At 75.6% G+C, this 26,280-nt stretch carries 22 protein-coding genes; 13 read left to right on the top strand and 9 right to left on the bottom strand.

Going from position 1 to position 26,280, the window contains the following annotated elements; translation table 11 throughout:
• Positions 1–5: 5 nt before the first annotated feature.
• The 3 genes from NXY84_RS18755 to NXY84_RS18745 form a co-directional block, all read right to left on the bottom strand.
• Positions 6–1,964 carry a glycosyltransferase family 2 protein gene (locus NXY84_RS18755; RefSeq protein ID WP_258724547.1) on the bottom strand — a complete coding sequence of 653 codons (1,959 nt, stop codon included), beginning with the start codon at positions 1,962–1,964 and terminating at the stop codon, positions 6–8.
• Positions 1,961–3,205: a PP2C family protein-serine/threonine phosphatase gene (locus tag NXY84_RS18750; protein WP_258724546.1), complete on the bottom strand. Its 1,245-nt coding sequence runs from the start codon at positions 3,203–3,205 to the stop codon at positions 1,961–1,963. The genes NXY84_RS18755 and NXY84_RS18750 overlap by 4 nt, the downstream gene beginning before the upstream one ends.
• Before the next feature lie 293 nt (positions 3,206–3,498).
• Positions 3,499–4,959: a family 43 glycosylhydrolase gene (locus tag NXY84_RS18745; protein ID WP_258724545.1), complete on the bottom strand. Its 1,461-nt coding sequence runs from the start codon at positions 4,957–4,959 to the stop codon at positions 3,499–3,501.
• A 504-nt stretch (positions 4,960–5,463) separates the two neighbouring features.
• On the opposite strand from NXY84_RS18745, the gene NXY84_RS18740 reads away from it, so the two are divergent.
• From NXY84_RS18740 to NXY84_RS18705, 8 genes are all read left to right on the top strand, one after another.
• Positions 5,464–5,745 (top strand): adhesin, encoded by a 282-nt coding sequence (locus NXY84_RS18740; RefSeq protein WP_258724544.1) that lies wholly within the window; start codon positions 5,464–5,466, stop codon positions 5,743–5,745.
• 275 nt (positions 5,746–6,020) lie between these two features.
• Positions 6,021–6,992, top strand: a complete 972-nt coding sequence (locus NXY84_RS18735) for an ABC transporter ATP-binding protein (protein WP_258724543.1) — start codon at positions 6,021–6,023, stop codon at positions 6,990–6,992.
• Positions 6,989–7,840 (top strand): ABC transporter permease subunit, encoded by an 852-nt coding sequence (locus NXY84_RS18730; RefSeq protein ID WP_258724542.1) that lies wholly within the window; start codon positions 6,989–6,991, stop codon positions 7,838–7,840. Before NXY84_RS18735 ends, NXY84_RS18730 begins: the two co-directional genes overlap by 4 nt.
• A 143-nt stretch (positions 7,841–7,983) precedes the next feature.
• Positions 7,984–9,492, top strand: a complete 1,509-nt coding sequence (locus NXY84_RS18725; protein ID WP_258724541.1) for a sensor histidine kinase — start codon at positions 7,984–7,986, stop codon at positions 9,490–9,492.
• The gene (locus tag NXY84_RS18720; RefSeq protein ID WP_258724540.1) at positions 9,489–10,160 is read left to right on the top strand and encodes a response regulator transcription factor; all 672 of its coding nucleotides are present in this window, start codon (positions 9,489–9,491) and stop codon (positions 10,158–10,160) included. Before NXY84_RS18725 ends, NXY84_RS18720 begins: the two co-directional genes overlap by 4 nt.
• 169 nt (positions 10,161–10,329) lie before the next feature.
• Positions 10,330–10,698, top strand: coding sequence for a hypothetical protein (locus NXY84_RS18715; RefSeq protein WP_258724539.1), 369 nt, complete (start codon positions 10,330–10,332; stop codon positions 10,696–10,698).
• Between the two features lie 184 nt (positions 10,699–10,882).
• Entirely contained in the window at positions 10,883–11,683 is an 801-nt protein-coding gene (locus NXY84_RS18710) for an SAM-dependent methyltransferase (protein ID WP_258724538.1), read from the top strand.
• 40 nt (positions 11,684–11,723) lie between these two features.
• Positions 11,724–12,494 carry a class I SAM-dependent methyltransferase gene (locus NXY84_RS18705; RefSeq protein ID WP_258724537.1) on the top strand — a complete coding sequence of 257 codons (771 nt, stop codon included), beginning with the start codon at positions 11,724–11,726 and terminating at the stop codon, positions 12,492–12,494.
• Positions 12,495–12,579: 85 nt separating this feature from the next.
• Here the strand turns inward: NXY84_RS18705 and NXY84_RS18700 are convergent, their stop codons facing one another.
• Positions 12,580–13,401, bottom strand: a complete 822-nt coding sequence (locus NXY84_RS18700; protein ID WP_258724536.1) for an endonuclease/exonuclease/phosphatase family protein — start codon at positions 13,399–13,401, stop codon at positions 12,580–12,582.
• Positions 13,402–13,458: 57 nt separating this feature from the next.
• Between NXY84_RS18700 and NXY84_RS18695 the strand changes: the two genes are divergently transcribed.
• The 3 genes from NXY84_RS18695 to NXY84_RS18685 all read left to right on the top strand — a co-directional run bounded on the left by NXY84_RS18695 (position 13,459) and on the right by NXY84_RS18685 (position 16,168).
• The gene (locus NXY84_RS18695; RefSeq protein ID WP_258724535.1) at positions 13,459–14,037 is read left to right on the top strand and encodes a nucleotidyltransferase family protein; all 579 of its coding nucleotides are present in this window, start codon (positions 13,459–13,461) and stop codon (positions 14,035–14,037) included.
• Between the two features lie 149 nt (positions 14,038–14,186).
• A complete protein-coding gene (locus NXY84_RS18690; protein WP_396126296.1) occupies positions 14,187–14,744 on the top strand; it encodes a GNAT family N-acetyltransferase in 558 nt (185 codons plus the stop codon).
• Between the two features lie 257 nt (positions 14,745–15,001).
• Positions 15,002–16,168: a PP2C family protein-serine/threonine phosphatase gene (locus NXY84_RS18685; protein ID WP_258724534.1), complete on the top strand. Its 1,167-nt coding sequence runs from the start codon at positions 15,002–15,004 to the stop codon at positions 16,166–16,168.
• A gap of 76 nt (positions 16,169–16,244) precedes the next feature.
• Here the strand turns inward: NXY84_RS18685 and NXY84_RS18680 are convergent, their stop codons facing one another.
• The 4 genes from NXY84_RS18680 to NXY84_RS18665 form a co-directional block, all read right to left on the bottom strand.
• Positions 16,245–16,556 (bottom strand): hypothetical protein, encoded by a 312-nt coding sequence (locus tag NXY84_RS18680; RefSeq protein WP_258724533.1) that lies wholly within the window; start codon positions 16,554–16,556, stop codon positions 16,245–16,247.
• Positions 16,537–17,190: a signal peptidase I gene (locus NXY84_RS18675; RefSeq protein WP_258724532.1), complete on the bottom strand. Its 654-nt coding sequence runs from the start codon at positions 17,188–17,190 to the stop codon at positions 16,537–16,539. The genes NXY84_RS18680 and NXY84_RS18675 overlap by 20 nt, the downstream gene beginning before the upstream one ends.
• 527 nt (positions 17,191–17,717) lie before the next feature.
• Positions 17,718–18,416, bottom strand: a complete 699-nt coding sequence (locus NXY84_RS18670; protein WP_258724531.1) for a CalY family protein — start codon at positions 18,414–18,416, stop codon at positions 17,718–17,720.
• Between the two features lie 187 nt (positions 18,417–18,603).
• Complete coding sequence (locus tag NXY84_RS18665; RefSeq protein ID WP_258724529.1) at positions 18,604–20,643, bottom strand: putative bifunctional diguanylate cyclase/phosphodiesterase; 2,040 nt, start codon at positions 20,641–20,643, stop codon at positions 18,604–18,606.
• Between the two features lie 317 nt (positions 20,644–20,960).
• Here NXY84_RS18665 and NXY84_RS18660 point away from each other — a divergent pair, with 317 nt between their 5' ends.
• Together NXY84_RS18660 and NXY84_RS18655 are read left to right on the top strand one after the other, a co-directional pair.
• The gene (locus tag NXY84_RS18660; protein WP_258724528.1) at positions 20,961–21,611 is read left to right on the top strand and encodes a PilZ domain-containing protein; all 651 of its coding nucleotides are present in this window, start codon (positions 20,961–20,963) and stop codon (positions 21,609–21,611) included.
• Between the two features lie 79 nt (positions 21,612–21,690).
• Positions 21,691–22,140, top strand: a complete 450-nt coding sequence (locus NXY84_RS18655; protein WP_258724527.1) for an SRPBCC family protein — start codon at positions 21,691–21,693, stop codon at positions 22,138–22,140.
• Positions 22,141–22,713: 573 nt separating this feature from the next.
• On the opposite strand, the gene NXY84_RS18650 is transcribed toward NXY84_RS18655, so the two are convergent.
• Complete coding sequence (locus tag NXY84_RS18650) at positions 22,714–26,199, bottom strand: EAL domain-containing protein (protein ID WP_258724526.1); 3,486 nt, start codon at positions 26,197–26,199, stop codon at positions 22,714–22,716.
• Positions 26,200–26,280: the final 81 nt, after the last annotated feature.

Raw genomic sequence — 26,280 nt, 5'->3', positions numbered from 1 at the left:
GCGCGTCACTGCCCTTCCTTGCTGCTGGAGCCGCTGGTCGCGCCACCGGTGTAGCCGCGGTAGCGCAGCGCCTCCACGATGACACTGAGCACCACGAGGTCGTAGGCGACCCACGCGAGGTTCACGAACGTGCCCATCCACGGCGCGTAGCCGAGCCCGAACCGCACGAGCCCGATCAGCGCGGCGACGACGAGCGCGCCCATCGCGACGAGCTGCGGCAGGACGAGCCGCCACGACCCGCCGCCGTCCTGACGCACCTTGGGCGTGACCGCGAAGCCGAGCGGCCGGCCGAACCACACGTTCGCGGTCGCGGTCACCGTGGCCTTGATCCACACGGGGAACAGCGCGAGCGAGTACTGCTGACCGCGCCACGTCTTGACGCCGTGCGCGGCGACGACGAACAGCAGCTGGCTCGCGAGCTGGAACGGGATGAACCGCGCGAAGAAGTCGACGGTCCACGCGGTCACCGGCAGGACGCCGAAGCACAAGAAGATGATCGGTGCGGCGAGGTAGACGACCGCGGCGAAGCCCGACAGGTAGCTCCACATCGTGGAGAAGTACATGACCCGCTGGCTCCAGCGCAGCCCGCGCATCGTCAGCGGGCTCTCCTTGAGCATCACCTGGAGCGTGCCCTGCGCCCACCGCAGCCGCTGCGTGATCATCGTGCCGAGGTCCTCGGGCGCGAGCCCGTCGGCGAGCCGCTCGTGGTGGTAGACCGTGCGCCAGCCGAGGGCGTGGAGGCGCATCGCGGTGGCCATGTCCTCGGTCACCGAGACGGTCGCGACCGGCATCACGGCCTGGGCCTCGTCGGAGCGGTCGACGTCCACCGCGGCGACGAGCGCCCGGACCGACTCGATCGCCCCGAGCGGGGACCAGTCGCGCGACGAGAGCCGGCGCAGCGCCGCGTCGTCGACGGTCAGCGTGGTCTCCTCGACGTGGCGCCCGGTGCTCATCGCCGAGATCGCGGCGAGGTCCGCGCGCATCGCGTCGACGTCCGCGGTGACCATCGACGCGGACACCTCGCCGACCCGGCGCTGGAACTCGAACGTGACCTCCGAGATGGGGTCCTGCGCGTGCAGCCGGCGCTGGGCGTCGCGGACGGCCAGCTCGACCTCGTCGAGCGCCGCGAGCACGCGCGGGTCGCTCTCGCGCCGGCGGCTGCGCGCGAGCACCGTCGAGCCGGCCCTGAGCGCCTCCCGCACCGTCCGCTCGGTCTCCCGGACGTAGCCGACGAGCCCGAGCTGCATGAGGGCGTCGCGCCGCAGCACGGCGTTCGACCCGCAGAAGAACGCGGCGTTCCAGCCGTCCTTGCCCTGCTGGATGGGGCCGTAGAAGAGCGGCGCCTGGCTGCCGAGCGGGTCGGCGTCGGGCACGTTCGTGAAGTACTGCGGGGTCTGCACGAGCGCGACGCGGTCGTCGGTGAAGTACCCGAGCGTGCGGTCGAGGATCGCGGGGTCCGGGATCTGGTCGGCGTCGAGGATGAGGATGAACTCGCCGTCGGTCGTGAGCATCGCGTTGTTGAGGTTGCCGGCCTTCGCGTGGCGCGGCCGGTCGGCCCAGTCGGCGGTGCGCACGACGTAGCCGATGCCCGCCGCGTCGGCGGCGGCCCGGAGCCCGGGGCGCGCGCCGTCGTCGAGCACGTACGTCTGGTGCGGGTAGCGGATGTCGCGGGCGGCCAGCGCGGTCGTCATGACCATCTCGACGGGCTCGTCGTACGTCGTGATGAACACGTCCGCCGTCGCGCCCTCGGGCGGCGGGGGCGGGGTCTCGCGGTCCTTCGCGCGCCACATCGTCATCCCGAAGAACGCGACGTCGATGAAGCTGTACGTCTCCGCGATCACGAGCGGCACGGCGATCCACCACGCCGACCAGTTCACCGACTCGAGCCAGCGCCAGACCGTGTAGTTGAGGCCGAGCGTGACGGCGAGCAGCACCGCGACGCGCAGCGCGAGCTGGCGCCTCACGCGTCGGCCCCCCCACCGGACGGCGCGTCGCCGTTCCGGCCCGAGGGCGCCCCCGAACGGCGGAGCGCGAGGACCGTGAGGTCGTCGGGCCGCTCGACGCCCGCGGGCGCGAGGGCCAGGACGCGGTCCACGGCCTCCTGCGCCGACGCGGCACCGCGCACCGCGTCGGCGACCCGGTCGACCGACGCGAGCGTGCCGTCGAGCACGTCCAGGACCCCGTCGCTGAACGTGACGAGCAGGTCGCCCGGCGCGAGGGTCAGGCGCGTGACGAGCCGCTCGCCCAGGTACTCCGGGATGCCGAGCGGCGGCCCCGTCGAGACGAGCCGCCGCACGTGACCGTCGCCCGTCAGCACGACGCTCAGCCCGTGCCCGGCGTCGACGTAGGACAGCTCGTGCGCCGCGGTGTCGAGGCGCCCGTGGAACGCGGTCACGAAGCTCCCGGAGCCCAGCAGGTCGGGCTCGACGGCGGCCTGGGTGTCCGCGAGCGCGCCGTCGACGCCGCGCGCCCGGCCGCTCGCCCGGAGCACCGCCCGGACCGTGGCGGCGAGGATCGCCGCGCCCATGCCCTTGCCCATGACGTCGGCGATCGTCAGCGCGACGCCCCCGGGGGCGACGTCCCAGTCGTAGAAGTCGCCACCGACCGCACGCGCGGGCAGGCAGGCCCCCGCGACCTCGTAGCCGTCGAGCACCGGGGGAGCGGCGGGCAGCAGCCCGGCCTGCACCGACGCGGCACGCTCCAGCTCGGCCTCGACGATGAGCTCCTTCTCGACCCACCGCGCGAGGTCGCCGAGGAGCGCGCGGTCGGCCGCGGAGAACTCCCGGGGCCGGTCGTCCGCGACGCACAGGGTGCCGACGCGGTGGCCGCCGGGTGCGACGAGCGGCTGCCCGGCGTAGAACCGCAGCCGCGGGTCGCCCGCGACGTAGGGGTTGGCGCTGTAGCGGGGGTCGGCGGACGCGTCCTCGACGACGAACGTCGCGGGCTCCGCGATCGCCATCGAGCAGAACGAGTGCCGGCGCGGGATCTGCTGGAGCTCCGTGCCGATGTGCGCCTTGTAGAAGAGCCGGTCGGCGTCGACGAGCGAGACCATCGCGTTGGGCACGTGGAAGAGCTGCTGCGCGAGGCGGGCCACGCGGTCGAACCGTTCCTCGGGCGGCGTGTCGAGCACGCCGAGGCGGCGGACTGCGGCGACGCGCTCGTCCTCCGCGACCTGCCCGGTCCTGCTGTGCGTTGCTCCCCCCATGCGCCGACGGTAACCAGCGGATCGGGGTGCTGCGCGACCAGTCCCACGCCGGGAGCCGCGCCGTGCCGGGTTCCTCCCGGTGCGGGGCGGTTGGTCCCGCTGAACTGGTCGGACGCCCATCTCGCGGAGCCGGGAACACCGGCCCGGGCTCGACCTTCGCCGCCACGAGCGGCCCCGCGCCGTGAGGCGTCTGCCGTTGCGCACCTGCGTCCGACGGGCGGCAGCCGGTCCGGCTGCCGCCCGTTGTGGTTCCGAGGTCGGTCGTGGGCCGGGCGGGGGCGCCCGGAACGCCGTCAGTACACGTACGGCCAGCCGGCGGCGTCCCAGCCGATCAGGTTGATGCCGAGCTGGGGCGCGCCCGAGTCCGTGTAGTAGTGGTAGAAGAGCACGTCCCCGTCGGTGTCGGCGAGGACGGCGGAGTGGCCGGGCCCGTGGATCGACCCGCGACCCGCGAGCACCTCAGTGCCGCCGCCGCTCGTCATCCGCGTGCCGTTGCGGTCGACGTACGGCCCGGTGATCGAGGTCGAGCGGCCGACCGCGACGCGGTACGTGCTCTGGGCGCCCTTGCAGCACGCGTCGAACGACACGAACAGGTAGTAGTACCCGCCGCGGTGGACGATGTCGGGCGCCTCGATGCCCGCGCTGCGCGACGCGATGGAGTGCATCGCGGTGCCGGACCGCAGGCCCGTCGCGGGGTCGATCTCGATGAGCTTGAGGCCGGACCAGAACGACCCGAAGCTCATCCACACCCGGCCCTGGGCGTCGGTCACGAGGTCGGGGTCGATCGCGTTGTAGTTGCTCGACGCCGTCGTGCTGACGACCAGGCCGCGGTTGGTCCACGTCCCGGCGTCGCCGCTCGGGCTGGTCGCGAGGTAGATGCCCGACTTGCTCGTCCCGAACGACGACGCGGAGTAGTACAGCCAGTACTGCCCGTTCCGGTAGGACAGGTCGGGGGCCCACACGTCGCCGGTGGTGTGCTGCGACGTCCACGGCGTGCCGTTCGGGAACGCCGAGCCGGCTGCGGTCCACGAGGTGCGGTCACGCGAGGTCTTCAGCGGGATCCCCCGTCCGGTCGTGGCGACGAGGTAGGTGCCGTCCGGGCGCTTGACGGCCGTCGGGTCGTGCGCGCCGATGCTCCCGGTGACGGCTCCCGGCCGGGGGTAGGTGGCGGGCGGCGTGCCCGTTCCGCCCGTCGGGGCGGTCGTCGGAGCCGGCGTGGGGGTCGTGCCGCCCGCGGTCCACTGCTGGTTGGTCCGGCCGTTGCACGTCCACAGCGCGACGGCGGTGCCGTTGGCCGTGCGCGCGCTGGTGACGTCGACGCACAGCCCCGAGCGCTGGTGCACGAGCGAGCGGTTCGCGCCCCACGCGAACCTCTGGTTCTCGCTGCCGGTGCAGCTCCACGAGATCAGCGCGGTGCCGGCCGTGGTGCCCCACTCGAACGCGTCGAGGCAGCGGGTGCCGTCGTGCGTGCGGAGCTCGCCGGCGGACGTCAGCGTCCAGCCCTGCCCGGCGACGCCGTTGCAGTCCCAGATCTGGACGGCGGCGCCCGCGGTGGTGCTGTTGTCGCGGACCTCGAGGCAGCGCCCCGACTGCACGCCGACGAGCGTGGGCGGGGCGGCCTGCGCGGTCGGGGCGATCGTGAGGAGTGCGCCCGCGGCGAGCGCGGCGGTCGCGACGGTGGCGGCGAGGCGACGCAGGGAACGGGTCGGGGTGGGGCGGTGGTCGCTGGTCGGGCGGGGAGGACTGCCGGGCATGAGGGCTCCTGCACGTCGGGGACACCGCGGGGGGCGGCGTCCGGTCCGGGTCGGCGACGTCGGTGTCGCGGACGTCCATGCCGGGCGTGCTCGATCCCGCGAGGTGCCCGGTTCGTCGGATGTGACCGCTAACATATGGATTCGACATGTTTCGGTCAACGATGTAAACGGTTCGTGGCGACATTCTCATCGAGTCTGTCGACCTCCCCGGCGACCGCGCGTCGCCCGTCACGGGCCGGGCTCGCCGGCCCGCCAGGGCCGGTCCGCTGACGGTCGGCGACCGGGCGGAGGTCGTCCCGGAGCGCTCCGTCGTGTCGCGGTCGGCCCTCCGCGACCGGCCGGCGCCGCGCTCGCCGGGGCCCTCGCGGGGGGTCTCGCTGCGTGGACGCCCGGTTGCAGCCTCCACCGGGCCTTGTGACGGTGGAACGGACCGAAGGCGCCGACCGACCGGCCGAGACGGCCGTGACGGCCGGCGTCCTCACCGGCAACGAGAGGAGAGCACCCGTGCTCACCCTGACCGAGAACGCCCGCAGCGCCGTCGAGGACCTGACCACGCAGGCCGGCCTCCCCGACACCGGCGGGCTCCGCATCGCGGAGTCCACCGAGCGCGCCGGCTCGCTCGAGCTCGCGCTCGTCGCGGCCCCCACCCCCGGCGACGACGTCGTGACCGCGGGCCGTGCCACCGTGTACGTCTCCCCGGAGACCACCGACGCGCTCGCCGACCAGCAGCTCGACGCCGAGGGCACCGACGCGGCGGCCGGCTTCCGGCTCGCGCCGCAGCAGTAGCACCCGACGACCGGCTCGCGCCGGTGCGGACGAGGGGTGGCGCCGGGTACGGCGTCACCCCTCGTCGTGTCCGGGCAGGGCCCGTGCCGGCCGTGCCGGCCCGTGCCGGCCGGACGGCTGCGCGTTGCTGCGCGCGTGCCGGGCCGACGCCGCCGCGCGGGGTACGGCGTCATCCTCGCGGCGTACGGCGCGGCCGGGACGATGTGGTCCCGGCGGCCGTCCCCACGCCGGGCGCCCGCTCCTACGTTCGAAGCACACCGAACGCAGGAGGACACATGATCGAGGCCACAGGGCTCACGAAGAGGTACGGCGACAAGACCGCCGTCGACGGGCTGACCTTCACGGTCCGGCCCGGGCGGGTCACCGGGTTCCTCGGACCCAACGGCGCCGGCAAGTCCACGACGATGCGGATGATCGTGGGCCTCGACCGGCCCACGGCCGGGACCGTGACCGTCAACGGCACGCCGTACGCCCGGCACCGCGCGCCGCTCGGCGAGGTCGGCACGCTGCTCGAGGCGAAGGCCGTGCACACCGGCCGGTCCGCCCGCAGCCACCTGCTCGCGCAGGCCACGACGCACGGCATCGACGCGCGGCGGGTCGACGAGGTGATCGAGGCCACCGGCCTGGCGTCGGTGGCGAAGAAGCGGGCCGGGACGTTCTCGCTCGGCATGGGCCAGCGGCTCGGCATCGCCTCGGCGCTGCTCGGCGACCCGCAGACGCTCATCCTCGACGAGCCCGTCAACGGCCTCGACCCGGAGGGTGTGCTGTGGGTGCGCCACCTGCTGCGCGGGCTCGCCGCCGAGGGCCGGACGGTCTTCCTGTCCTCGCACCTGATGAGCGAGATGGCGCTGACCGCCGACCACCTGATCGTCGTCGGGCGGGGTCGCCTCATCGCCGACGCGCCGGTCCAGGAGATCGTCGGCCGCGCCACCTCGACGACCGTCCGGGTGCGGACCCCGTCCGCCGCGGAGCTCGAGGCGGTGCTCGCCCGTCAGCCCGGGGCCGAGGTCACGTCCGTCGCGCACGACCTGATCGAGGTCACGGGCCTCCCCGCGCCCCAGGTCGCCGCCGTCGCGGCCCACGCCGGCCTCGTCCTGCACGAGCTCACGCCCGTGCAGAGCTCGCTCGAGGACGCCTACTTGCAGCTCACCGCCTCCGAGGTCGAGTACCGCTCGACCTCGGCCGACGCCCCCGACGCGACCGTCCTCGCCCGGCCGACCCGTCCCACCTCAGGAGCCCACCGATGACCGCCCTCGTCGCCCCCGGCGCTGCCGCGCCCTCCCGCCGGCGCGTGGCCGTGCACCCGTCGACCTTCCCCCGGCTCGTCGCCGCCGAGTGGGTCAAGCTGCGCTCGCTGCGCTCGACGTGGTGGACGCTCGTGCTCGGCGCCCTCGTCGTCCCGGCCTTCGCGGCCTCGCGCATGTCGAGCATCTCCGCCGTGCCCGAGGCGGTCGGCAGCCCCTACCTCGTGGGCGCCGTCTACGTCACGTCCGGGGTGGCGCTCGCGCAGCTCGTGTTCTGCACGCTGGGGGTGCTCTCCGTCGCCGGCGAGTACGGCACCGGGCAGATCCGCTCGACGTTCGCCGCGGCGCCGACCCGTGTCCCCGCGCTGGCCGCGAAGCTGCTCGTGACCGTCCTCGCGGTCATGGCCGCCTCGCTCGTCGCCGTCCTCGCCGCCTGGGCCGCCAGCTCCCCGTGGTTCGGGGCCACCGGCATGTCGGTCGACCTCACGCGCGGCCAGGACCTGCGGATCGTGCTCGGCGTCCCGCTCTACCTGGGTGCCGTGACGGCGCTCGCGTTCGGCGTCGGCGCGCTCGTGCGCAGCTCCGCCGCGGGCATCGCCGCGGTGCTCGGCCTGCTCCTGGTCGTCGAGAACGCGCTCGCGTCGATCCCGTGGGCGCCCATCCAGACGCTCGCCGCGCACCTCCCGGCGAGCGCGGGCAGCCGGCTCCTGCAGGCCGACGAGGTCGGCTCGGTCATCACCGTGTCGAGCACCACGGACCTGACGCCGTGGCAGGGCTACGGCGTGCTGCTCGCCTGGGTCGCCGTCGTGCTGGTCGTCGCCGGGGTCCTGCTGCGCCGGCGCGACGCGTGAGCGTGACCCTCGTCGCGGGGGCGGGCGGCCTGGTGGCTGCCCGCCCGGGTGCGGCGCCCGGTGCGAGCGGTCGCCCTGCGGCGCCGACCGACGTCACCCGCCGCCTCGCTGCGACGTCCGGACCGACCTGGGAGAGTGCTCCGGTGGGGGCAGCCGGGAGCCAGGGCGGGGCGCGTGCGGGGCGGCCGACGCCGGCCCCGGTGTTCACCGAGCAGTCCGCCCGCCGCCGCGGGCCCGTGCGCCGGTTCCTCGAGCGGCACCCCGTCGTGACGGACGCGCTCGTCGCGCTCGTCTTCCTGGGGTGGTCCGCGCTCATCGGGCTCGGGGCCGACTCGATGTACGCGCTCTCCGCGTACCTCGGCGGCGAGCGCGTCCTGCAGATGCAGTCGGTGCTCCTCGCGCTGATGCTCGCGGGTGCCGGGGCGCTGATGTGGCGGCGTCGCCGGCCCGTGCTGGTCGCCGCGGTGATGGGGGTCCTGGGTGTGCTGGCGCTCGCGGCCACCGGGGCGACGTCCGGCTTCGAGCTCGGGCTCGCGCTCGCGCTGTACGCGGTCGCGACCTCCGCGCCGCCGCGGGTCACGTGGGCCACCGCCGCCGCGACCGTGAGCGCCTGCCTCGTCGCGGCGCGCGTCCTCGACCTCCCCGCGACGGTCGGCGCGATCGCGATGGGCGTCGACCCGGCGCTCGGGACCGACCTCGAGGCGGCGACCCGCGAGGCGCGGGCCGGCCTGTTCCTGCAGAGCGCGGTCTGGTACCAGACCGCCGCGCCCGTGCTCGTGCTCGCGCTCCTCGCGGTCGCCGCCGGCACCGGCGTGCGCAACCAGCGCCTGCACCTCGCGGCGTTCGTCGAGCAGGCGAACGCGCTCGCCCGCGACCAGGAGCAGCGCGCGCAGCTGGTCCAGGCCGCCGAGCGCGCCCGCATCGCGCGCGAGATGCACGACGTCGTCGCGCACAGCATCTCGGTCATGATCGCCCTCGGCGGCGGGGCACGTGCGGCCGTCGACTGGGCGCCCGACCGCTCGCGGGAGGCCCTCGACGAGCTCGTGGCCACCGGCCGGGCCGCGCTCGGGGACGTCCGGCGCGTGCTGGGCGTCCTGCACGACGACGGGTCTCCTGCTCCCGCGATCGCGGCGGCGCGGCCGGGGGACCCCGGTCCCGGCGACGGACGCCCCGGGGACCCGCGCCCCGGAGACGTGCGCACCGGCAGCCCCGACGCGGTGCGCGGCGACGACGCGACCCCCTTCGAGCCCCAGCCGGGCAGCGTCGACCTCGGCACGCTCGTCGAGCGGTTCCGGTCCGCAGGGCTGACGGTGCGGACCACGGGGCTCGCGGACACCGACCTCCAGGAGCTCGACGCGAACCGTCAGCTCGCGGTCTACCGGGTCGTGCAGGAGGCGCTGACCAACGTGCTGCGCCACGCGCCCGGCACCCCGGCCGTCGACGTCACGGTGCGCCGCGACGCCGGCACGGTCGAGGTCGTCGTGACCGACCAGGGCCCGACCCTGCCGGTCGACGCGAGCCCCGGGTCGCAGCGCGGGCTCGTCGGGATGCGCGAGCGCGCCGCCGCGTTCGGCGGCGACGTCGAGGCCGGGCCGTACGGTCGGGGCTGGCGCGTCCGCGCGGTGCTGCCGTCGGAGGAGGGAGACGCATGACGAGGGTCCTGCTGGTGGACGACCAGGCGCTGGTGCGCATGGGCTTCCGGCTCGTGCTCGAGAGCGCGGGCGACATCGAGGTCGTGGGCGAGGCCGGCGACGGGCGGGCCGCGTTCGAGCAGGTCGGTCCGCTGCGGCCCGAGGTCGTCGTCATGGACGTGCGGATGCCGCGCGTCAACGGCATCGAGGCCACCCGGAGCATCGTCGAGGCCCACCCGGACGTGCGCGTGCTCATCCTCACGACGTTCGACCTCGACGAGTACGCGTTCGCGGCGCTGCGGGCCGGGGCCAGCGGGTTCCTGCTCAAGGACGCCGCGCCGTCCGACCTCGTCACCGCAGTGCGCACGATCGCGTCCGGCGACGCCGTCGTGTCCCCGCGCGTCACGCGGCGCATGCTCGAGATGTTCGCGGACCGGATGCCCGAGCCCGGGGACGCCGCCGACGCGCCGCACCCCCGGCTGGCGGACCTCACCCCGCGCGAGGTCGAGGTGCTGCGCTGCGTCGCCGACGGGGACTCCAACGCCGAGATCGCCGAGCGGCTGTTCCTCTCCGAGGCCACCGTCAAGACGCACGTCGGGCGGATCCTCGCGAAGCTCGCCGTGCGCGACCGGGTGCAGGCCGTCGTGCTCGCCTACGAGACAGGGCTCGTGCGCGCGGGGACCGGCTGAGCACCGGGCCGGTGCGCGCGGGTCCCCGCCGGGCCGCGGCCGCCGGGGTGCCCGATCGGCGCGACCGCGTGCGCGAACGGGTACGCCGCCCGGTCCTTGCCGCGCGCGACGCCCGCGAGCAGCGTGGTCGACGGGGGAAGCCGCCCTCCATGGACCCGGGGAGGCCGCGATGCACCGGCTCGGAGCGAAGAACAAGTACATCGGATTCCTCTTCATGAAGATCAGCCCCGAGTACTTCGCGCTCGGGCGCAAGGGGATCCACGAGGTGTCCAAGAGCCACGCGGACAGCCTCGAGAAGTTCTCCGACCTGCTGACCCACGTGGTCACGAGCGGGCTCACGACCAAGTACGACCAGGTGACGATCGTCGAGGCCGACACCCTCGAGCAGATCCACGCGGCCGCGACCGAGTTCCGCATGGGCGCGAAGGCGCAGTACATCGAGATCGTGGACATGGTGGTCGGCATCAAGGCCCCGCCACGCAGCCACGGCGTCCGGCTCGCGCAGGCCGAGCAGCTCGAGGCGGAGTCGACGGAGTAGCGACGACCGCGCCGCGCGGGGACGGTGGCGCCCGGCCGTCGGCACGCGTCGCGACGCACGCGGGCGACGGCGCGAGGGGCGACGGCGTCGTGCGACGGCACCCCGGGCGAGGCCCGCAGCCCGGGCACGCCGCGGCGCGACAATACGGTTGCCGGCCCGTCCGCCGCGGTGGTTCCTTGTGCCCGTGAGCCGCCCCCCGACCGCCGACGACGCGCTGGCCGCGCTCGTGCGCCCCGACCGCTACCCGCTCTCCTCGGCGTACGACCCCCGGTGGCTCGTCGGGCTCGACATGGGGCCGAACCCGCTCTGGCTGCTCGAGGACCTGTGCCACGACCTCGACCTGCGGCCCGGGATGCGGGTGCTCGACCTCGGCTCGGGACGCGGCGCGACGTCGGTGTTCCTCGTGCGCGAGCTCGGCGTCGAGGTCGTCGCCGCGGACCTGTGGGTCGACCCCGCGGAGGTCACCGCCGTGCTCGAGGCCGCCGGCGTCGGCGACCGGGCCCGGGCGGTCCGCGCGGAGGCGCACGCCCTGCCGTTCGAGCCCGCGAGCTTCGACGCGGTCGTGTGCGTCGACGCGTTCGAGTACTTCGGCACGTCCGAGCACTACCTGCCGCACCTCACGCGCCTGCTCGTGCCGGGCGGGCGGCTCGGGGTCGCCACGCCTGCGCTGCGCCGCGAGGTGCGTGACCTCGGTGCGGTCCCACCGCACGTCGACGCGTGCGTCGGCTGGGAGGCGCTCGCGTGGCACACCCCGGAGTGGTGGCGGTTCCACTGGGAGGTGACCGGGCTGGTCACCGAGGTCGTCGCGCGCCTGCAGGACGGCGGCTGGGACGACTGGCTGCGGTGGCAGCGCGCGGTCGCCGCGCTGCGGCCCGCGGGGGAGGGGCCGGACGCCGGGACCCCCGACACGGTGCTGACGATGCTGGAGGCGGACGGCGGCGAGCTCCTCTCCTTCACGCTGCTGTCGGCGCGCACGCCGTCCTGACCCTGGGCCTCGACCCGGTCCAGGGCTAGCGTCGGACGGCGTGACCGCCGACGGCCCCGGAGGACCCGACCGCGCCCCCGCGCTCGACCCTCGCCGCGCCGGCGCCTTCGGCTCCTCCGCCGAGGAGTACGAGCGGTGGCGCCCCCGCTACCCGGACGACGCCGTCGACTGGCTCGTCCCCCCGGGAGCGGTCCGGGTCGCCGACGTCGGCGCCGGGACCGGAAAGCTCACCGGCCAGCTGCTCGAGCGTGGCCTCGGCGTCGTCGCGGTCGAGCCGGACCCTGCCATGCTCGACGTCCTGCGCCGCCGGCACCCCGCCGCCGAGGCCCATTTCGCCGGGGCGGAGCGCCTGCCGCTCGCCGACGCGAGCGTCGACGCGGTGCTCGTCGCGACGGCCTGGCACTGGTTCCGCCCCGACGCCGCCGTCGCCGAGGTCCGGCGCGTGCTGCGCCCCGGGGGGTGGCTCGGGCTCGTCTGGACCGGGCCGCGGCCGCGCACGGGCTGGACCGCCGCGCTCGCGGAGCTCGACCCCGACCGCGCGCGCACCGGGTTCCGCGACCCCGTGCGCCGCGCGGTCGGCGTGCCCGCGGACGAGGTGGAGACCGTCGACGTCCTCTGGGACCGGCACGTGACGCCCGACGACGTGCGCGGGCTCCTCGGGACGCACTCGGGCGTCGCGGTGCTCCCGGCCGCGGAGCGCCGGCGGGTGCTCGACGCGGCGTGGGCGATCGTCGACGCCGAGCGCCGACGCCTCGGGACGGCGACGGTCGTGTGGCCGCAGGCGGCGGAGTGCGTGCGGTGGCGTCCCTGAGCCGGGCCGAGGGGTCAGCGACCGGACCGGGACGCGCCCGACGTCGGAGCCGGCCCGCTCGCCCGACCGCGCCCGGGCCGCCGGCTCAGAGGTGCCGGCTCGCGTGCGCGCTGTGGTCCGGCTCGCCCACGAGCGCCACGTCGACGACGAGCGCGCGGTGGTCCGAGAGCCCGGTGTCGAGCGCCCGGCCGAGCGCGGTGGCCTCGATCGGTCCGTCCGCCAGCACGTGGTCGAGCTGCCGGTTCGGGTTCTCGAGCGGGAACGTGTTCGTGCTGGTCAGCGGACGCCACCGGCTCACGCGTGCGGCCCGGTCGCCCTCGAGGTTGAGGTCGCCCATGAGCACGACGGGCCGCGGGACGCCGCGCAGGTCGCGCACGAGGTGGCGGAGCTGGCGGGAGTTCCAGCCGGGGATGAAGCTGAGGTGCGTCGAGACGACCGTCATGGCGACGGGGCGCCCGCCGTCGTCGCCCGGAACCTCGATCACGGCGGCGAGCGCGGCGCGCGGCTCGTCCTGCACCATCGACGGCACGCGCTGCCCGGGGAACACGACCGGGACCCTGCGCGTGAGCGCCGGCAGCGCCATCGCGTGCCACGACAGGACCGGGTGCCGGCTGAGCAGCGCTATGCCGTAGCTCGCCGTGTTGGGCTGGAGCTCCCCGTCCGCGGCCGACCACAGGTCCGGGGTGCCGGCGAGCGTCGCGACGAACCGGTGCTCGGGCGCCCCCATCGCCTCGGCCGCGACGGCCGTGAGGTCCGCGCCGTGCGAGCGTGGCTGGTCGCGGTCGACCTCCTGCAGGGCGAGCACGTCCGCGTCGAGCCGGGCGACGGCCGCCCCGAACCGGTCGAGGTCCACCTCGCCGTCCGTGAGCGACCGCCCGTGCAGGATGTTGAAGGTCGCGAGTCGCATCGCACCGATTGTTGCCCTCGCACTGCGGGGCCGCACGCGGTCGTGTAGACCCGTGGCATGCCCATCGACGATCGCGAGGCGATGCACGACGGACTGCGGCTCGTTGCCGTGGCGCTCGGCCAGGCCGACATCCCGTACGCCCTGTGCGGCGGGTACGCCGCGTGGGCCCGGGGTGCGCCGGAACCCGACCACGACGCCGACTTCCTCATCCGTGAGGAGGACGCGGACGTCGCGCGGGTGGCCATCGCAGAGGCGGGCCTCGAGGTGATCGACCCCGCCGAGGACTGGCTGTTCAAGGCGTTCCACAAGGGTGAGCTCATCGACATCCTCTTCCGGATGACGGGCGAGGCCGTGGACGACGGGATGTTCGAGCGGGCCGACCGCATCGAGGTCCTCGCGGTGCGCATGCCGGTGCTGAGCGCGACCGACGTGCTCTCGAGCAAGCTGCGCGTGCTCGGCGAGCACTACTGCGACTTCTCCCGGCTCCTGCCCGTCGCGCGGGCGCTGCGCGAGCAGATCGACTGGGAGGTCGTGCGCCGCGAGGTCGGCGACAACCCGTACGCGCGCGCGTTCCTGTTCCTGCTCGACGACCTGCGCGTGACGCCCGCCGACGCGCGGGCCGACACCGCCGGCTGACACCGGCCGACGCCGGGCCGCCCCCGGGCCGCCCCCGGGCGACGCCGGCGGACACCGACGGGACGCGGGCCGACGTCGACGCGCGCCGGTCGCTCCCGACCGGCGCCGTGCCGACGTCGACCGCGGCCGGCCGGTGCGACGATGTCGCCGTGCCCCACGAGACCTCGTCGACCGACCGCGGCGCGTCGTCCGCCGACGGCACCGCCAACCGCCCGGCCGTTCGCGTCCTGCCCCTGACCCCCGCCCACGCGCGCGGGGTCCTCGGGGTGTTCGACGAGGGGATGCGCGCCGGGAACGCGACGTTCGAGACGCAGGTCCCGACGTGGGACGAGTGGGACGCCCGGCACAGCGCCGCGCACCGGTTCGTCGCGCTGGACGGGACCGACGGGGTGCTCGGTTGGGCGGCGGTCGCCTCGGTCAGCAGCCGCGCGGCGTACGCGGGGGTCGTCGAGCTCTCGGTCTACGTGGCCGCCCGGGCCCACGGCCGCGGCGTCGGCGGGGCACTCGTGCGCGCGGTCGTGGCGAGCACCGAGGCCGCGGGGATCTGGACCGTGCAGTCCGGGGTGTTCCGGGAGAACATCGCGTCGCTCGCGCTGCACGAGCGGCACGGGTTCCGGGTCGTCGGGGTCCGCGAGCGCATCGGTCGGCGCGACGGCGTCTGGCGCGACGTCGTGCTGCTCGAGCGTCGCAGCGCCGTCGTGGACTGACGGCCGACCGTCGTCGGGCACCCCCAGCCCGCCCGTCCGGCCGGCGCCGTGCCCGCCCGACGCGCGCCGCGCCCACCTCCGCCCGACCCGCGCCGCGCCCACCTCCGCCCGACCCGACCCGCGCCGCGCCCACCTCCGCCCGACCCGCGCAGCGCCGCGCCCACCCCCGCCCGGCTCGCGGCCAGAACCCTCATGTCCGACGCACGCCGGCCGATGGGGGAGCCGGTGGTCTGTCTACGGAGGAAGCGGGGGTCCGGGTGCACGCGAGCGAGGCGGAGCGGGTCGAGGCGCTGCACCGGCTGGGGGTGCTCGACTCCGGACCGGACCGGCGCTTCGACGACGTCGTCCGGCTCGCGCGGCGGCTCTTCGAGGTCCCGACGGCGCTCGTGACCCTGGTCGACCGCACGCGGACCGTCCACAAGGCGGGTGACCCCGGTGGCGTGCTGCCCCGGGAGCAGACGTTCTGCTCGACGACCGTCACCGAGGACCGCATGCTCGTCGTCCCCGACGCGACGCTCGACCCCCGGTTCGCGGACCTCCCGCGCGTCGCGGGCGCGGAGCACGTGCGCTTCTACGCGGGTCAGCCGCTCATGGCCCCCGGCGGGCACCGGGTCGGCGCGCTGTGCCTCGTCGACGTCCGACCCCGCGAGTTCGGGCCCGAGCAGGAGGCGCTGCTGCGCGACCTCGCGCACTGGGTCGAGGCGCAGATGGCCGTCGAGCAGGAGCTCGAGCGGGCCACCCAGGTCCAGGCCGGCCTCCTGCCGCGCGAGGCGCCGCACGTCCCCGGGTACGGCGTCGCCGGGGCGTGCGTCGCCGCCGGCGTGGGCGGGGACTTCTTCGACTGGTCGCCGACTCCGGCCGGGCTGACGCTGAGCATCGTCGACGTGCTCGGCACCGGGCCCGCCGCGAGCATCATGGCGGCGTCGGTGCGCGCCGTGCTGCGCGTCGCGTCCCGTCAGGCGGGCGTCGCGCAGGCGCTCGGCGAGGCGGGGGCCGTGCTGCACACCGACCTGCACGCGACCGGCTTCCTCGCGACGAGCTTCCACGCGCACCTCGACCGGGAGACCGGTGACGTGACCTACGCCGACGCGGGCCACGGCCTGACGCTCGTCGTGCACCCCGACGGCACGAGCACCCGGCTGACGGCGTCGGGCCTTCCGCTCGGCGTGCTGCCCGTGCCGGAGACCACCGAGCGCACGGTCCACCTCGCGCCCGGGGACCTGCTCGTGACGTTCAGCGACGGGCTCGTCGAGCGCTTCCGGAACAGCGCTGACTCCTTCCCTGCGGTCCACGACGCGCTGCGCGGCGTCACGTCGGCGCAGGGAGCGGTCGACGCGGTCCTGCGCCTGGCGGACGCGCAGGGGCGCGCGCGGGCCGACGACGTGACCGTGCTCGCGGTGCGTCGGGACGACGCGCGGGCCTGACGCGGCTCGGGTCCGGCGGGGCGACGCGCAGGACTGACGCTGCTTGGACCCGGCGGGGCGGAGCGGGCGTCCCGGCTCAGCGGCCGCGGCCCTCGCGCGGAGCCCGGAGGTCGTCCCGGGACGACGCCGGTGCGGGCGGCGTCGTGGGGGTCGGGGTGGCCGTCGGCGTCGCGGTGGGCGCCGGTGCGGGCGGCGTGCGCGGGGCGTCGAAGTCGGGCACCGTCCGCACGGTCGTGACGACCGTCTCGGTGTCGGTGAACACCGCCGACGTGGAGCCGGGAGCGGCCGCCGCCGTGCCGAGCAGCGCACCGGCCACGACGAGCGACGCGGCGACGAGGCGCAGCACCCGGCCCCGTGCGTCGCGGGGGTCAGCCGAGGAGGAGGTCATCCTGCGTCCTCCCTCGGTGCCGCGGCGGGCGGGGGGCTCGTCGGCTGTCGAGCAGCGACTGGACCTCCATGACGGCGAGCGCGACGAGCGGCGGCACGAGCATCGCGAACCGGCCCTCCGCCGAGCGGGCCCACGCGAGGACCCACCCCCAGCCCGGGTAGACGTCGAGCACCACGCCTCGCACGCGGGACAGCGGCGTCGCGTCCGGGTCGGGCGCGGGGTTGGCGTCGCCCTTCGTCACGATGAACGGGCGCTCCACGAGCTCGCCGGTGACCGGGTCGCGCGTCGGGAGCATGCGGCCGGTGGCCTCGTCCTGGCGCAGCACCGGCAGGTAGTGCAGCGCGACGATGCGGTGCGTGACGAGCGCGTCGGAGCCCGGGGGCCAGAACGACACGACCTGACCGACCCGCAGCTGGGACGGGTCGGTGATGCGCCGCATGATGACCGCGTCGCCGGCGTCGAAGCCGCCCGACTCGGTCCCGGACATCGAGCCGGACGTCACGATGAGCACGCGCTGGTCGTGCAGCTGGAACCACAGCGGGACGAGCAGCGAGACCGCGTACGCCGTCGCGCACACCACGACCACGAGCCACGCGACCGCCGTGACGAGACGCCGGCGCCAGCTGCGCGGCACCCGCGCGAGGTTGGCCGGCGTCCACTGCGCCCTGTGCGGCGCGGCCCCCCGGGCGGCGCGGGGCCGGCCGAGGGCGCGCAGCGCGCGGGTGAAGGTGGGGAACCACCGCGCGGCCGTCCGCGTCCGGGCGGTGCCGGGGACCCACGAGCCGCCCGCGAGCTCCTGCGCCCGCGCCGCCGAGGCGACCGCCTCCAGCCCGATGGCCGGCGTGGTGGCGGTGGTGGGCCGGGAGCGTGTCCCGGCCGGGGCGGCCGCGCGCGCGAGCAGCGGCGGGAGCCCCGGCCGGCGTGCCCGCGCGTGCCCCGGCGGACGAGGCCCACGAGCGGGCGGCCGGAACGCGGGCGGAGGCGACGGCGCAGGCGCGGGAGCGGGCTGCGCGGGCGTCGCCGTGGGCCCGGACCCGGGCGCCGACGTGAGCCGCGGCGTGGGGACCGAGGGCGGACCGACCCGGGGCACGCCGGCACCCCGCGACCCGCCGACAGGTTCGTCGGCGGGCGCGGTCGTACCGAACGGCCGGGTCGTCGTGCTCACGAGTTGTTGGTCGTCTGCTCCGCGTCGAACCGCAGCGAGATCGAGCTGGACGTGTCCTGGTACTCGTTGCCCGCGTCCTGCGCGAGGTCGAGGCGCACGCACAGCGTCTCCGACTCCTGCGAGGGCAGGTCACGGTCGCCGGGCTGCGCGAGGCTCGTCGGGTCGCCCAGCAGGCGGGTCCACCCGTCGGTCGCGAGCGCGCCGGCGCCGTCGACGTGCCCGGCGCGGGCGAGCGGCTCGGCGCCGTCCGTCCCGGCGCGCGTGCACGTGACCCCGGCGTAGAGGCGGAGCTGGAGCTGCGCGGACAGGCGCGCCTCCGTCGCCTCGGCGTCGGGCGCGTGGTCGGCGGTGCCCGACGCGGTGTCGACGTCGCTCGCCTGGTAGCGGACGGCGTAGCGGTAGCGCAGCGAGCCGCCGTTGCGCACCGTGACCTCGGCGAGCACCGCGTCCCCCGGCGCGAGCCCCCCGCTCGGCACCACGAAGTCGGGCGCGGACGCGGCGAGGTCGATCGTGCCGGTCGTGATGCCGTTCCCGGCGACCGCCTCGTTGTCGGTGAACAGGGCCGCGGTCGTCAGGGCGGTCACGCCGACCCCGGCGAGGCCGAGGATCACGACCGTCGAGACGAGCCGTCGGCGCCGGGCGGCGTCGTGGCGCTGGGGGCGGGGGTCGACCATCTCCATGAGGAGCTCGTCCATCGGTCTCGGGGTGCCTTTCATCGAGGTGGGGCCGCGCGGTGCGGGGTCCCGGTGGGGGTCGTGGGGCTCATCGGCAGGACGTCCGGGCGACTTGAGCGTTTCTGCACGACTTCGTGCGGGGATCGGACGGTCTGGGCGGGTGCGCGCCGTCCTGGGCCGGTGTGGACCGGTTCGGGTGGGCTCGGGGCTACACGGAGGCCACCGGGCGTGCGGGCCGGGGCACCCCGGCGAGCGCGGTCGACACCGATGTCGGCGCGGGGTCGGGGAGCTCGTCGGCGGGCAGCGCCTGGGCGTAGTGGTAGCCCTGCGCCTGGTCGACGTCGAGGCTCCGCAGCATCTCGGCGGTCGCCGCGTCCTCGACGCCCTCGGCCACGACCGTGAGGCCGAACGAGTGCGCGAGGTCGACCATGGCCTTGACGACGACGCCCGACCCGCGCCCGCTCGACGGCAGGCTCGACGCGGTCAACCCGGTGACGAAGCGGCGGTCGATCTTGAGCTGGTCGACGGGCAGGTCGAGCAGCTGGGAGATCGACGTGTTGCCGATCCCGAAGTCGTCGATCGCGACCTGCACGCCGAGCGCGGACAGGCGCTCGAGGACCGGGACGATGCGCGAGGGCTCCGTGACCAGCGCGGTCTCCGTGATCTCGACCTCGAGGAGCTCGGCCGGGACGTCGTGCTCGAGCAGCAGGTCCTCGATGAGCAGGACGACCGTGGGCGACGTGACGTCGTGCGCCGAGAGGTTGACGGCGACGGGCGTCGTGCGTCCCTGGCGCTGCCACTGCGCGAGCTGGGCGACGGCGGTCGTGAGCGCGAACCGGGTGAGCTCGTGGATCAGGCCCGACTGCTCGGCGAGCGGCACGAACAGGTCGGGCGGCAGGAGCCCGCGCGTGGGGTGGCGCCAGCGGATCAGCGCCTCGTAGCCGGCGGTGAGCCCGGTCCGCAGGTCGACCTTCGGCTGGTAGTGCAGCTCGAGCTCGGCGTGCCCGTCGACCGCGTCGCCGCCGGTGCCCCCGGCGCCCGGCGCCGGCTCCCCGCGCACGCCCGCACGCCCGGTGCTGCGGGCCCCGAGCGCACGGTGCAGGTCGCCGAGCAGCACGAGCCGCGCCGGGGAGGAGTCGTCCTCGTCCGGGGAGTACACCGCGACGCCCAGGCGGTGGGCCTTCGCGGTGTACATCGCGACGTCGGCCATCCGCATGAGCGACGTCGCGTCGTCGGCGTGGTCGGGCAGGCACGCGACGCCGATGGACGTCTCGACGTGCAGCGGCAGCTCGCCGAGCACGAACGGCGCCGCGAACACCCCGCGCACCCGCTGGGCGAGGCGCTCCGCGTCCTCGATGCTGTGCACCTCGGGCAGCAGGACCGCGAACTCGTCGCCGCCCAGGCGCGCCACGAGGTCCTCGTCGCGCAGCACGTCGCGCAGCCGGGCCGCGACCTGCTCGAGCAGCTCGTCGCCCCGGTCGTGCCCGAGCGAGTCGTTGATGTCCTTGAACCGGTCGACGTCGAGCAGCACGAGGCCCACGCGGGTGCCGTCCTCGTGCGCGCGCTCGATGGACCGGCCGAGGCGGTCGGCGAGCAGCCGGCGGTTCGGCAGGCCGGTGAGCGAGTCGAGGAGCGCGAGGCGCGCGTTGTCGAGCGCCGAGCTCTGCAGCCGGCGGGACGCGGTCAGCACGGTCCGGAACAGCAGGAGCCACAGGATCACGAGGCCCGCGACGACGACGATCGTGACGGTGCGGCTCCCGTCGCGCAGGGCGGCGGTCGTCGCGGTGTGGTCGAGCACGACCTCGGCGGCGCCCAGGACCTGCCCGTCGACGGTCATCGGCGTGTAGACCGACAGGACCTCGCGCTGCGTGCCGCCGAGCTCGCCGCCCCGGACGTCGGTGACGACGCGCGCGTCGGGCGTGGCCTTGCGGGTCGCGGCGTCGAGCCGGTCACCGTCCGGGAAGCCGGTCGAGGCGCTCTCGGAGTCGTAGAGCAGGTTGCCGTCGAGCGTCCAGAGGCGCAGCGCGACGAGGCGGCCCTCGTAGCCCGCGAGCTCGTCCTCGAGGCGGGCCCGCTGGGCGGGGTCGAGCAGCGCGAGCGTGAAGGACTCCGCGTCGACCGCGCGTCCCGCGTAGACCGCGACGGTCTGGGCGGCGTCGACGCCGTCGCGCAGCGCCTGGCGCTGGAGGACGCCGGAGATCGTCACCACGAGGGTCGCCCCGAGCGCGAGCATGGCGAGCACGCTCACGACGGCGAAGTACCGGGTCAGGGACCAGCGGCGGCGGGCGGGAGGCAGGGTGACCTCGCGGGGGCGGGACGGGGCGGCGGGGGACGCGCGAGCCCCGGGAGACGGGGCTCGTGGCACACAGTAGGGGAGCGGAAGGGACAATTGTGAGATTCTCCTCACCAGACGCGCCGGTCCCTGGACGGACGTCCGGATTCACCCGGCGCCGCCCCGTGCTTTCACCCCGTCGGCGGCAGCCCGTGCCCGCCACCGCGGGTAGCGTCGGACCGAGGAACAGCCTCACTGCGGCCCCGCCGGCCGCGTCCATGGACGGACACCCGATGCACGAGCTCTCCCCCTGCACGATCCGCGCCGCGGACGACGACGTGACCGTCGTCGGCTTCGTGCGCGCGCTCGAGGGGGACACGCTGACCATCGGCTCCGAGGACATCGTGCGCGGGCTCGCCGTCGGCCGGGACGTCACCGTCCAGGTGCTCGACGAGGTCCGCGGCGAGTGCCTGTACGCGGGGTTCGTCTCGCGCGTCGCGGGCGACCAGGTCGACATCGCCGACGTCGACCTCGTCGCGACCCTGCAGAAGCGCGAGGTCGCCCGGGTCCGCACCTCCGTGCCGTGCCGCGGCGTCGTGTCCCGGCCCGCCGAGGTGTTCCTCGAGGGGCTCGACGCCGCCGACCCCACGCAGCCGCCCGGGGGCGAGCACGAGCTCGACTTCACCGTGCTCGACATCAGCGCGCACGGCATGCGCGTGCTGGCGCGTGACACCGTGCCCGTCGGCAGCGTGATCCGCTTCGAGTTCCCGGAGCTCGACGCACCGTTCCTCATCGCTGCCGTCGTCGTGCGCGGCCAGGAGTCCCGCACCGGCATGCACTACGGGTGCCGGTTCGAGGGGACGACCGCGCGCGAGGCCGACGCGCTGTTCGGCTACGTGATGCGCACCCAGGGCGCCCAGCGCCGCGAGCGCCTGCGCATCTGACGGCGCGCCCGAGGCCGCGGACGTCGACCCGGACCGCGGTACGCCGCGCGCCCCGCGGGTCGCCGGGTGACGATCAGGCATGCGCCCCCGCCGCCTCGCTTGCCTGCTCGACGGCTCCCTGACGCTGCGCGCGCACGGCGGGGTGGACCCGGCGACGGCGTGGCGCCGCTACGACGAGCTCGCGCTGTGGCCGCGGTGGGCGCCGCACCTGCGGCGGGTCGACGCCGACGCCGCGACCCTCACCGCGGGCGGTCGGGGTCGCGTGCGCGGGCCGCTCGGCGTGACCGCGCGGTTCGCCGTGATCGCCGTCGAGCACGACCGTCGCCGGTGGACGTGGCGCGTGCGCTCGGGCCCTCTCGTGCTCCTGCTGGAGCACGGCGTCGACGCACCCGCGGACGGCCGGGCGGGCTCCCGGACGTGGCTGACGATGCGCGGCCCGTACCCGGTGCTGCTCGGCTACGCGCCCCTCGCGTGGTGGGCCCTGCACCGGCTCGTGAGCCGGCGGACGCTCCCCGGCGGCGTCGCCTGAGCCACCGTCCGGCACGACGCGCGGCCCGGAAGGGCGGTGTCGACCGCACCGGGTGCTGGGGCCCGGCGCCGGACCTACAGTGACGCGGGTGCAGCCCTCCGCGACCGACCGCTCCACGGCACCGGCCCCGCAGCCCCGCTGGGTGCCGGCCGACGCGGTCCGCGTCGCCGGGGTGCTCAGCGTCCTGCTCGCGCTGACGTTCGACGCGGTCGCGGTCGCGCTCATGCTGCTCGTGCTCGGCGGGCTCGTGGTCCCGCGCCTGCTGCGGGCCCCGGGCGGGCTCGACGTCGCGTACGGGACCGGGCTGCTCGTCGCCGCGTGGAGCGGGATCCTCGACGTGTACGAGGCGGTCGCCTGGTGGGACCTCGCGGTCCACCTCGTGGTCACCGGCCTCGTCGCGGCCGTCGCCTACCTCGCCGTCGTGCGGCTCGGCGCGGCGCTGCACCCCCGCGACGCGACGACGCGCGGGCAGCGCGCCGGCGTCGTCCTGCTGACCGTCGGGCTGGGGCTCGCGCTCGGCGTGCAGTGGGAGATCAGCGAGTGGCTCGGCCACACGTACCTGGACGAGTCGATCTACGTGAGCGAGGCGGACACGATCGGGGACCTCGTGGCCGACGGCCTCGGGTCGGTCCTCGCGGGCCTCGTGCTCGTGCGCCGGGGTGCCGCGTCCTCGACCTCCTCGACGAGCGAGCGGCCCAGCAGCTCCGCGGCGCGGTCGCCGGGGACCGCGCGGTCGAACAGGAACCCCTGACCGCTCGCGCACCCGACCTCGCGCAGCGCCGCGAGCTGCCCGACCGTCTCGATGCCCTCCGCGATGACCTCCAGGCCCAGCGCGCTGCCCATCGCGATGATCGCCTTGACGAGCTCGCGGCTCTGGCTGCCCTCGAGGATCTCGCTCACGAAGGACCGGTCGATCTTGAGCGCGTCGACCGGGTAGCGGTGCACGGTCTGCAGGGACGAGTGCCCGGCCCCGAAGTCGTCGATGTGCAGGCGGAGCCCGGCCGTGTGCATCTGGTCCATGAGGTGGTGCGCGAGCTCGGGGCGCCGCATGATCACGCCCTCCGTGACCTCGAGCGTCAGGCACGTCGCGTCGAGGCCGTAGCGGCGCAGGCACGCCAGGACGTGCTCGACGAGGCCCGCGTGCCAGAACTCGCGGTCCGAGATGTTGACGCTGACGTTGACGGGGCCGTCGTACTGCTCGCGCCACTGCGCGACCTGGCGGCACACGTCCTCGAGGATCCAGCGCCCGAGCCGCACGACGAGCCCGGTCTCCTCCATGAGCGGCAGGAACTCCCCGGGGCCGAGCAGCCCGCGCGTCGGGTGCGCCCACCGCACGAGCGCCTCGAAGCGGTGCACGTGGCCCGCCGCGAGGTCGACGATCGGCTGGTAGTGCACCGCGAACTGCTCCTCGTCGAGCGCGTGCTGCACCTCGGCCTGGAGCCGCACGTGGTGCACGGCCTGGTCGTGCATCGCGGCGTCGAAGTAGGACAGCGTGCCGGGATCGTGCGACTTGGCGTGGTACATCGCGGTGTCCGCGTCGCGCAGCACGTCCTCGGCCCGCTCGTAGCTGACCGCGGACGACGCGATGCCGAGGCTCGCGGTGACCCACAGCGCGTGCCCGTCGATCTCCACCGGGCGCGCGAGGCTCTGCTGGATGCGGCGGGCCACCCGGGGGACCTGCTCGGGGTTGATGCTGTCGAGCAGCACCGCGAACTCGTCACCGCCGAAGCGCGCCGCGGTGTCCTGCGGGCGCAGCACCGATCGGACGCGCTCGCTCACCTCGCGCAGCAGCCGGTCGCCGACCTGGTGGCCGAGCGAGTCGTTGACGACCTTGAACCGGTCCAGGTCGAGGAAGACCACGGCGAACGGCACCTGCGCCGCGACCCACCGCTCGACGCTCGTGGTGAGCCGCTCGAGGAACATCCGCCGGTTGGGCAGCCCGGTCGCGGCGTCGTACATCGCGTTGTGGCGCAGCTCCTCCTCGAGCTGCTTGCGGTCGTCGATGTCGGTGAGCGAGCCGAGGATCGTCCGGGCGTGCCCGAGCAGGCCGCCGCTCGTCACGGGCATCGCACGCGCAAGCATCCAGCGGTAGCCCTCGTGCCCCGGGCCGCGGAAGCGGTACTCGATCTCGGCGTGCGGGAGGGTGCCGTCGACCACCTGCAGGAGCTCGGCGCGGAACCGGGGGCCGTCCTGCGGGTGCACGCCCTGGAACCAGACGGCCCGCATGTCGAGCGCGCCGGCGCGCTGCTCGAGGGAGAGCCCGAGGAGGTCCGAGCAGCGGTCCGAGAACGACATCTCGCCGCTCTGCGGGTCCCACTCCCACAGGCCCTCGTTCATGGCCCGGGCCAGCAGCGCGTACCGCTCCTCGGACGTGCGCAGGGTCTCGGTCAGCTGCTCCTGCTCGAACGCGGCGCACAGCAGCGCGGCCCAGTGGTTGTAGGTGTCGCGGCCCGCGGACGTGTCGATCGGGCCGACGACGGCGAGCGTGCCCCAGTCGGTGCCGTTGGCGCGGACGGGCATGAGGTAGGTGACCTCGCCGCGGCTCGCGTCCGCGGCGCCGACCAGCTCGGCGGGCGGGAACTGCTCGGGGCGCACGACGTCGCCGACGCGCGCCGAGCGCACGACGCCCTCGGGGTCGTGCACGCCCTCGACGACGAGCCGCCCGCTCCGCCAGCGCGCGAGCACCCCGACGCGCACGTGCGAGCTCGCGAGCCAGCGCAGCCGGCCCGGGTCGTCCGTGCCGTGCCCGAGCAGGCCCATGCCGATCTCGTACTGCTCCTGGTTCGCGTTGCGGAGGCCGTCGACCCGGCCGACGTACAGGCCCGCCTGGATCCGCCACAGCGCGGCGGACGCACGGCTCCCGATGCTCTCGACGAGACCGCGCACCGCGGAGCCGAGCCCGTCGAGAGCACCGACCCGGTCCTGCACGTAGCGCGTGAGCGCGTCGTCGACCCGCTGGAGGACCTCGGGCCGGTGCACGTGCGCGGACAGCGGCCCGAGCACCGCGGCGACACGGTCGTGCTCGGGGCGCTCCCCGGTCGCGACGACCTGGTCGACCACCGCCGCGAGCGCGTCGAGCGTCGCCTGCACGGCGTGCCGGGCGTCGACGAGCGGCGAGCCCGCGACGAGCACCGCGTTGAGCCGCGACTCGAGGCCCTCGAGCGCCTCGGCCGGGCTGACCTGCTCGCACCGGGGCCGCTCGTCGGACGCCGCGCACCCGCACGACGCCCGCGCGATGACCTGCGAGGGCGGCGCGTGGCCGGCCGGCTGGGGGCTGCCGCCGCGGAGCTCGTCGAGCAGGAGGCGGCCCGCGAGCGCGCCGATGCTGTCGAAGCGCTGGTTGACGGTCGTGAGGGTCGGGCTCGTGAACGCGCCCGCCTCGACGTTGTCGAACCCGACGACGGCGAGGTCGCGCGGGACGGCGACCCCGGCTGCGGCGACGGCCGGGACGAAGCCGAGCGCGTTGCGGTCGGTCGCGAACATCAGGCCGGTGGGCCGGTCGTCGGACGCGAGGAACGCCGCCGCGGCCTGCGCGCCGCCGTGCTCGACGTTGTTGGCGACGGGGTAGAAGTGCGCGGGGTCGGCGACGAGCCCGAGCTCCTCGACCGCGGCGACGTACGCGTCGTACCGCTCGACCATGTCGGGCTGGGCGAGGCAGCCGACGAAGCCGATGCGGGTGTGGCCGTGCTCCGCGAGGTGGCGCACCGCGTCGCGCGTGCCCTGGGTGTTGTCCGGCATCGCCACGGGCGCGTCGAACCCGGGGATGCGGTTGCTCGTGAGGGTCACCGCCTTGCCCGCGGCGCGCACCTCCTCGAGGTACGCGCGGGGCACGGCGGCGGAGACGGAGACGACCGAGTCGACGTGGTCCCACGCGAAGCGCGCGGTGAACGGCGGCGGCTCGACGGCGTCGTCGTTCATCAGGCCCGCGTCGAGGGTCTGCGCGACGACGACGCGCCGCCCGGTGCGGCCGAGCTCCCGCGTCACGCCGGCGAGCACCTCGCCGAAGTAGTCGCCCGTGGCCCACTGCGAGAGCACCAGGACGGCGTTCGGGGTGGTCACGGCTCTCCTCGGTGTCGTGGGCTCGCCGCGTGACGCCGCGGTGCACGCCTCTCCATCGGCCGCCCGGCGCAGGACCTGACG

It is taken from the genome of Cellulomonas sp. NS3 (assembly GCF_024757985.1).
Classification (GTDB): Bacteria; Actinomycetota; Actinomycetes; order Actinomycetales; family Cellulomonadaceae; genus Cellulomonas_A.
The sequence above is the reverse complement of the archived record's forward strand: the minus strand, read 5'-3'. Positions and strand labels throughout refer to the sequence as shown.

Bases quoted from the DNA above. Each gene is read 5' to 3' on its own strand.
- NXY84_RS18750 (WP_258724546.1), bottom strand. From the start codon at position 3,205: ATGGGGGGAGCAACGCACAGCAGGACCGGGCAGGTCGCGGAGGACGAG.
- NXY84_RS18745 (WP_258724545.1), bottom strand. From the start codon at position 4,959: ATGCCCGGCAGTCCTCCCCGCCCGACCAGCGACCACCGCCCCACCCCG.
- NXY84_RS18730 (WP_258724542.1), top strand. From the start codon at position 6,989: ATGACCGCCCTCGTCGCCCCCGGCGCTGCCGCGCCCTCCCGCCGGCGC.
- NXY84_RS18660 (WP_258724528.1), top strand. From the start codon at position 20,961: ATGCACGAGCTCTCCCCCTGCACGATCCGCGCCGCGGACGACGACGTG.
- NXY84_RS18680 (WP_258724533.1), bottom strand. From the start codon at position 16,556: ATGACCTCCTCCTCGGCTGACCCCCGCGACGCACGGGGCCGGGTGCTG.
- NXY84_RS18670 (WP_258724531.1), bottom strand. From the start codon at position 18,416: ATGGACGAGCTCCTCATGGAGATGGTCGACCCCCGCCCCCAGCGCCAC.
- NXY84_RS18735 (WP_258724543.1), top strand. From the start codon at position 6,021: ATGATCGAGGCCACAGGGCTCACGAAGAGGTACGGCGACAAGACCGCC.
- NXY84_RS18695 (WP_258724535.1), top strand. From the start codon at position 13,459: ATGCCCATCGACGATCGCGAGGCGATGCACGACGGACTGCGGCTCGTT.
- NXY84_RS18655 (WP_258724527.1), top strand. From the start codon at position 21,691: ATGCGCCCCCGCCGCCTCGCTTGCCTGCTCGACGGCTCCCTGACGCTG.
- NXY84_RS18700 (WP_258724536.1), bottom strand. From the start codon at position 13,401: ATGCGACTCGCGACCTTCAACATCCTGCACGGGCGGTCGCTCACGGAC.
- NXY84_RS18720 (WP_258724540.1), top strand. From the start codon at position 9,489: ATGACGAGGGTCCTGCTGGTGGACGACCAGGCGCTGGTGCGCATGGGC.
- NXY84_RS18715 (WP_258724539.1), top strand. From the start codon at position 10,330: ATGCACCGGCTCGGAGCGAAGAACAAGTACATCGGATTCCTCTTCATG.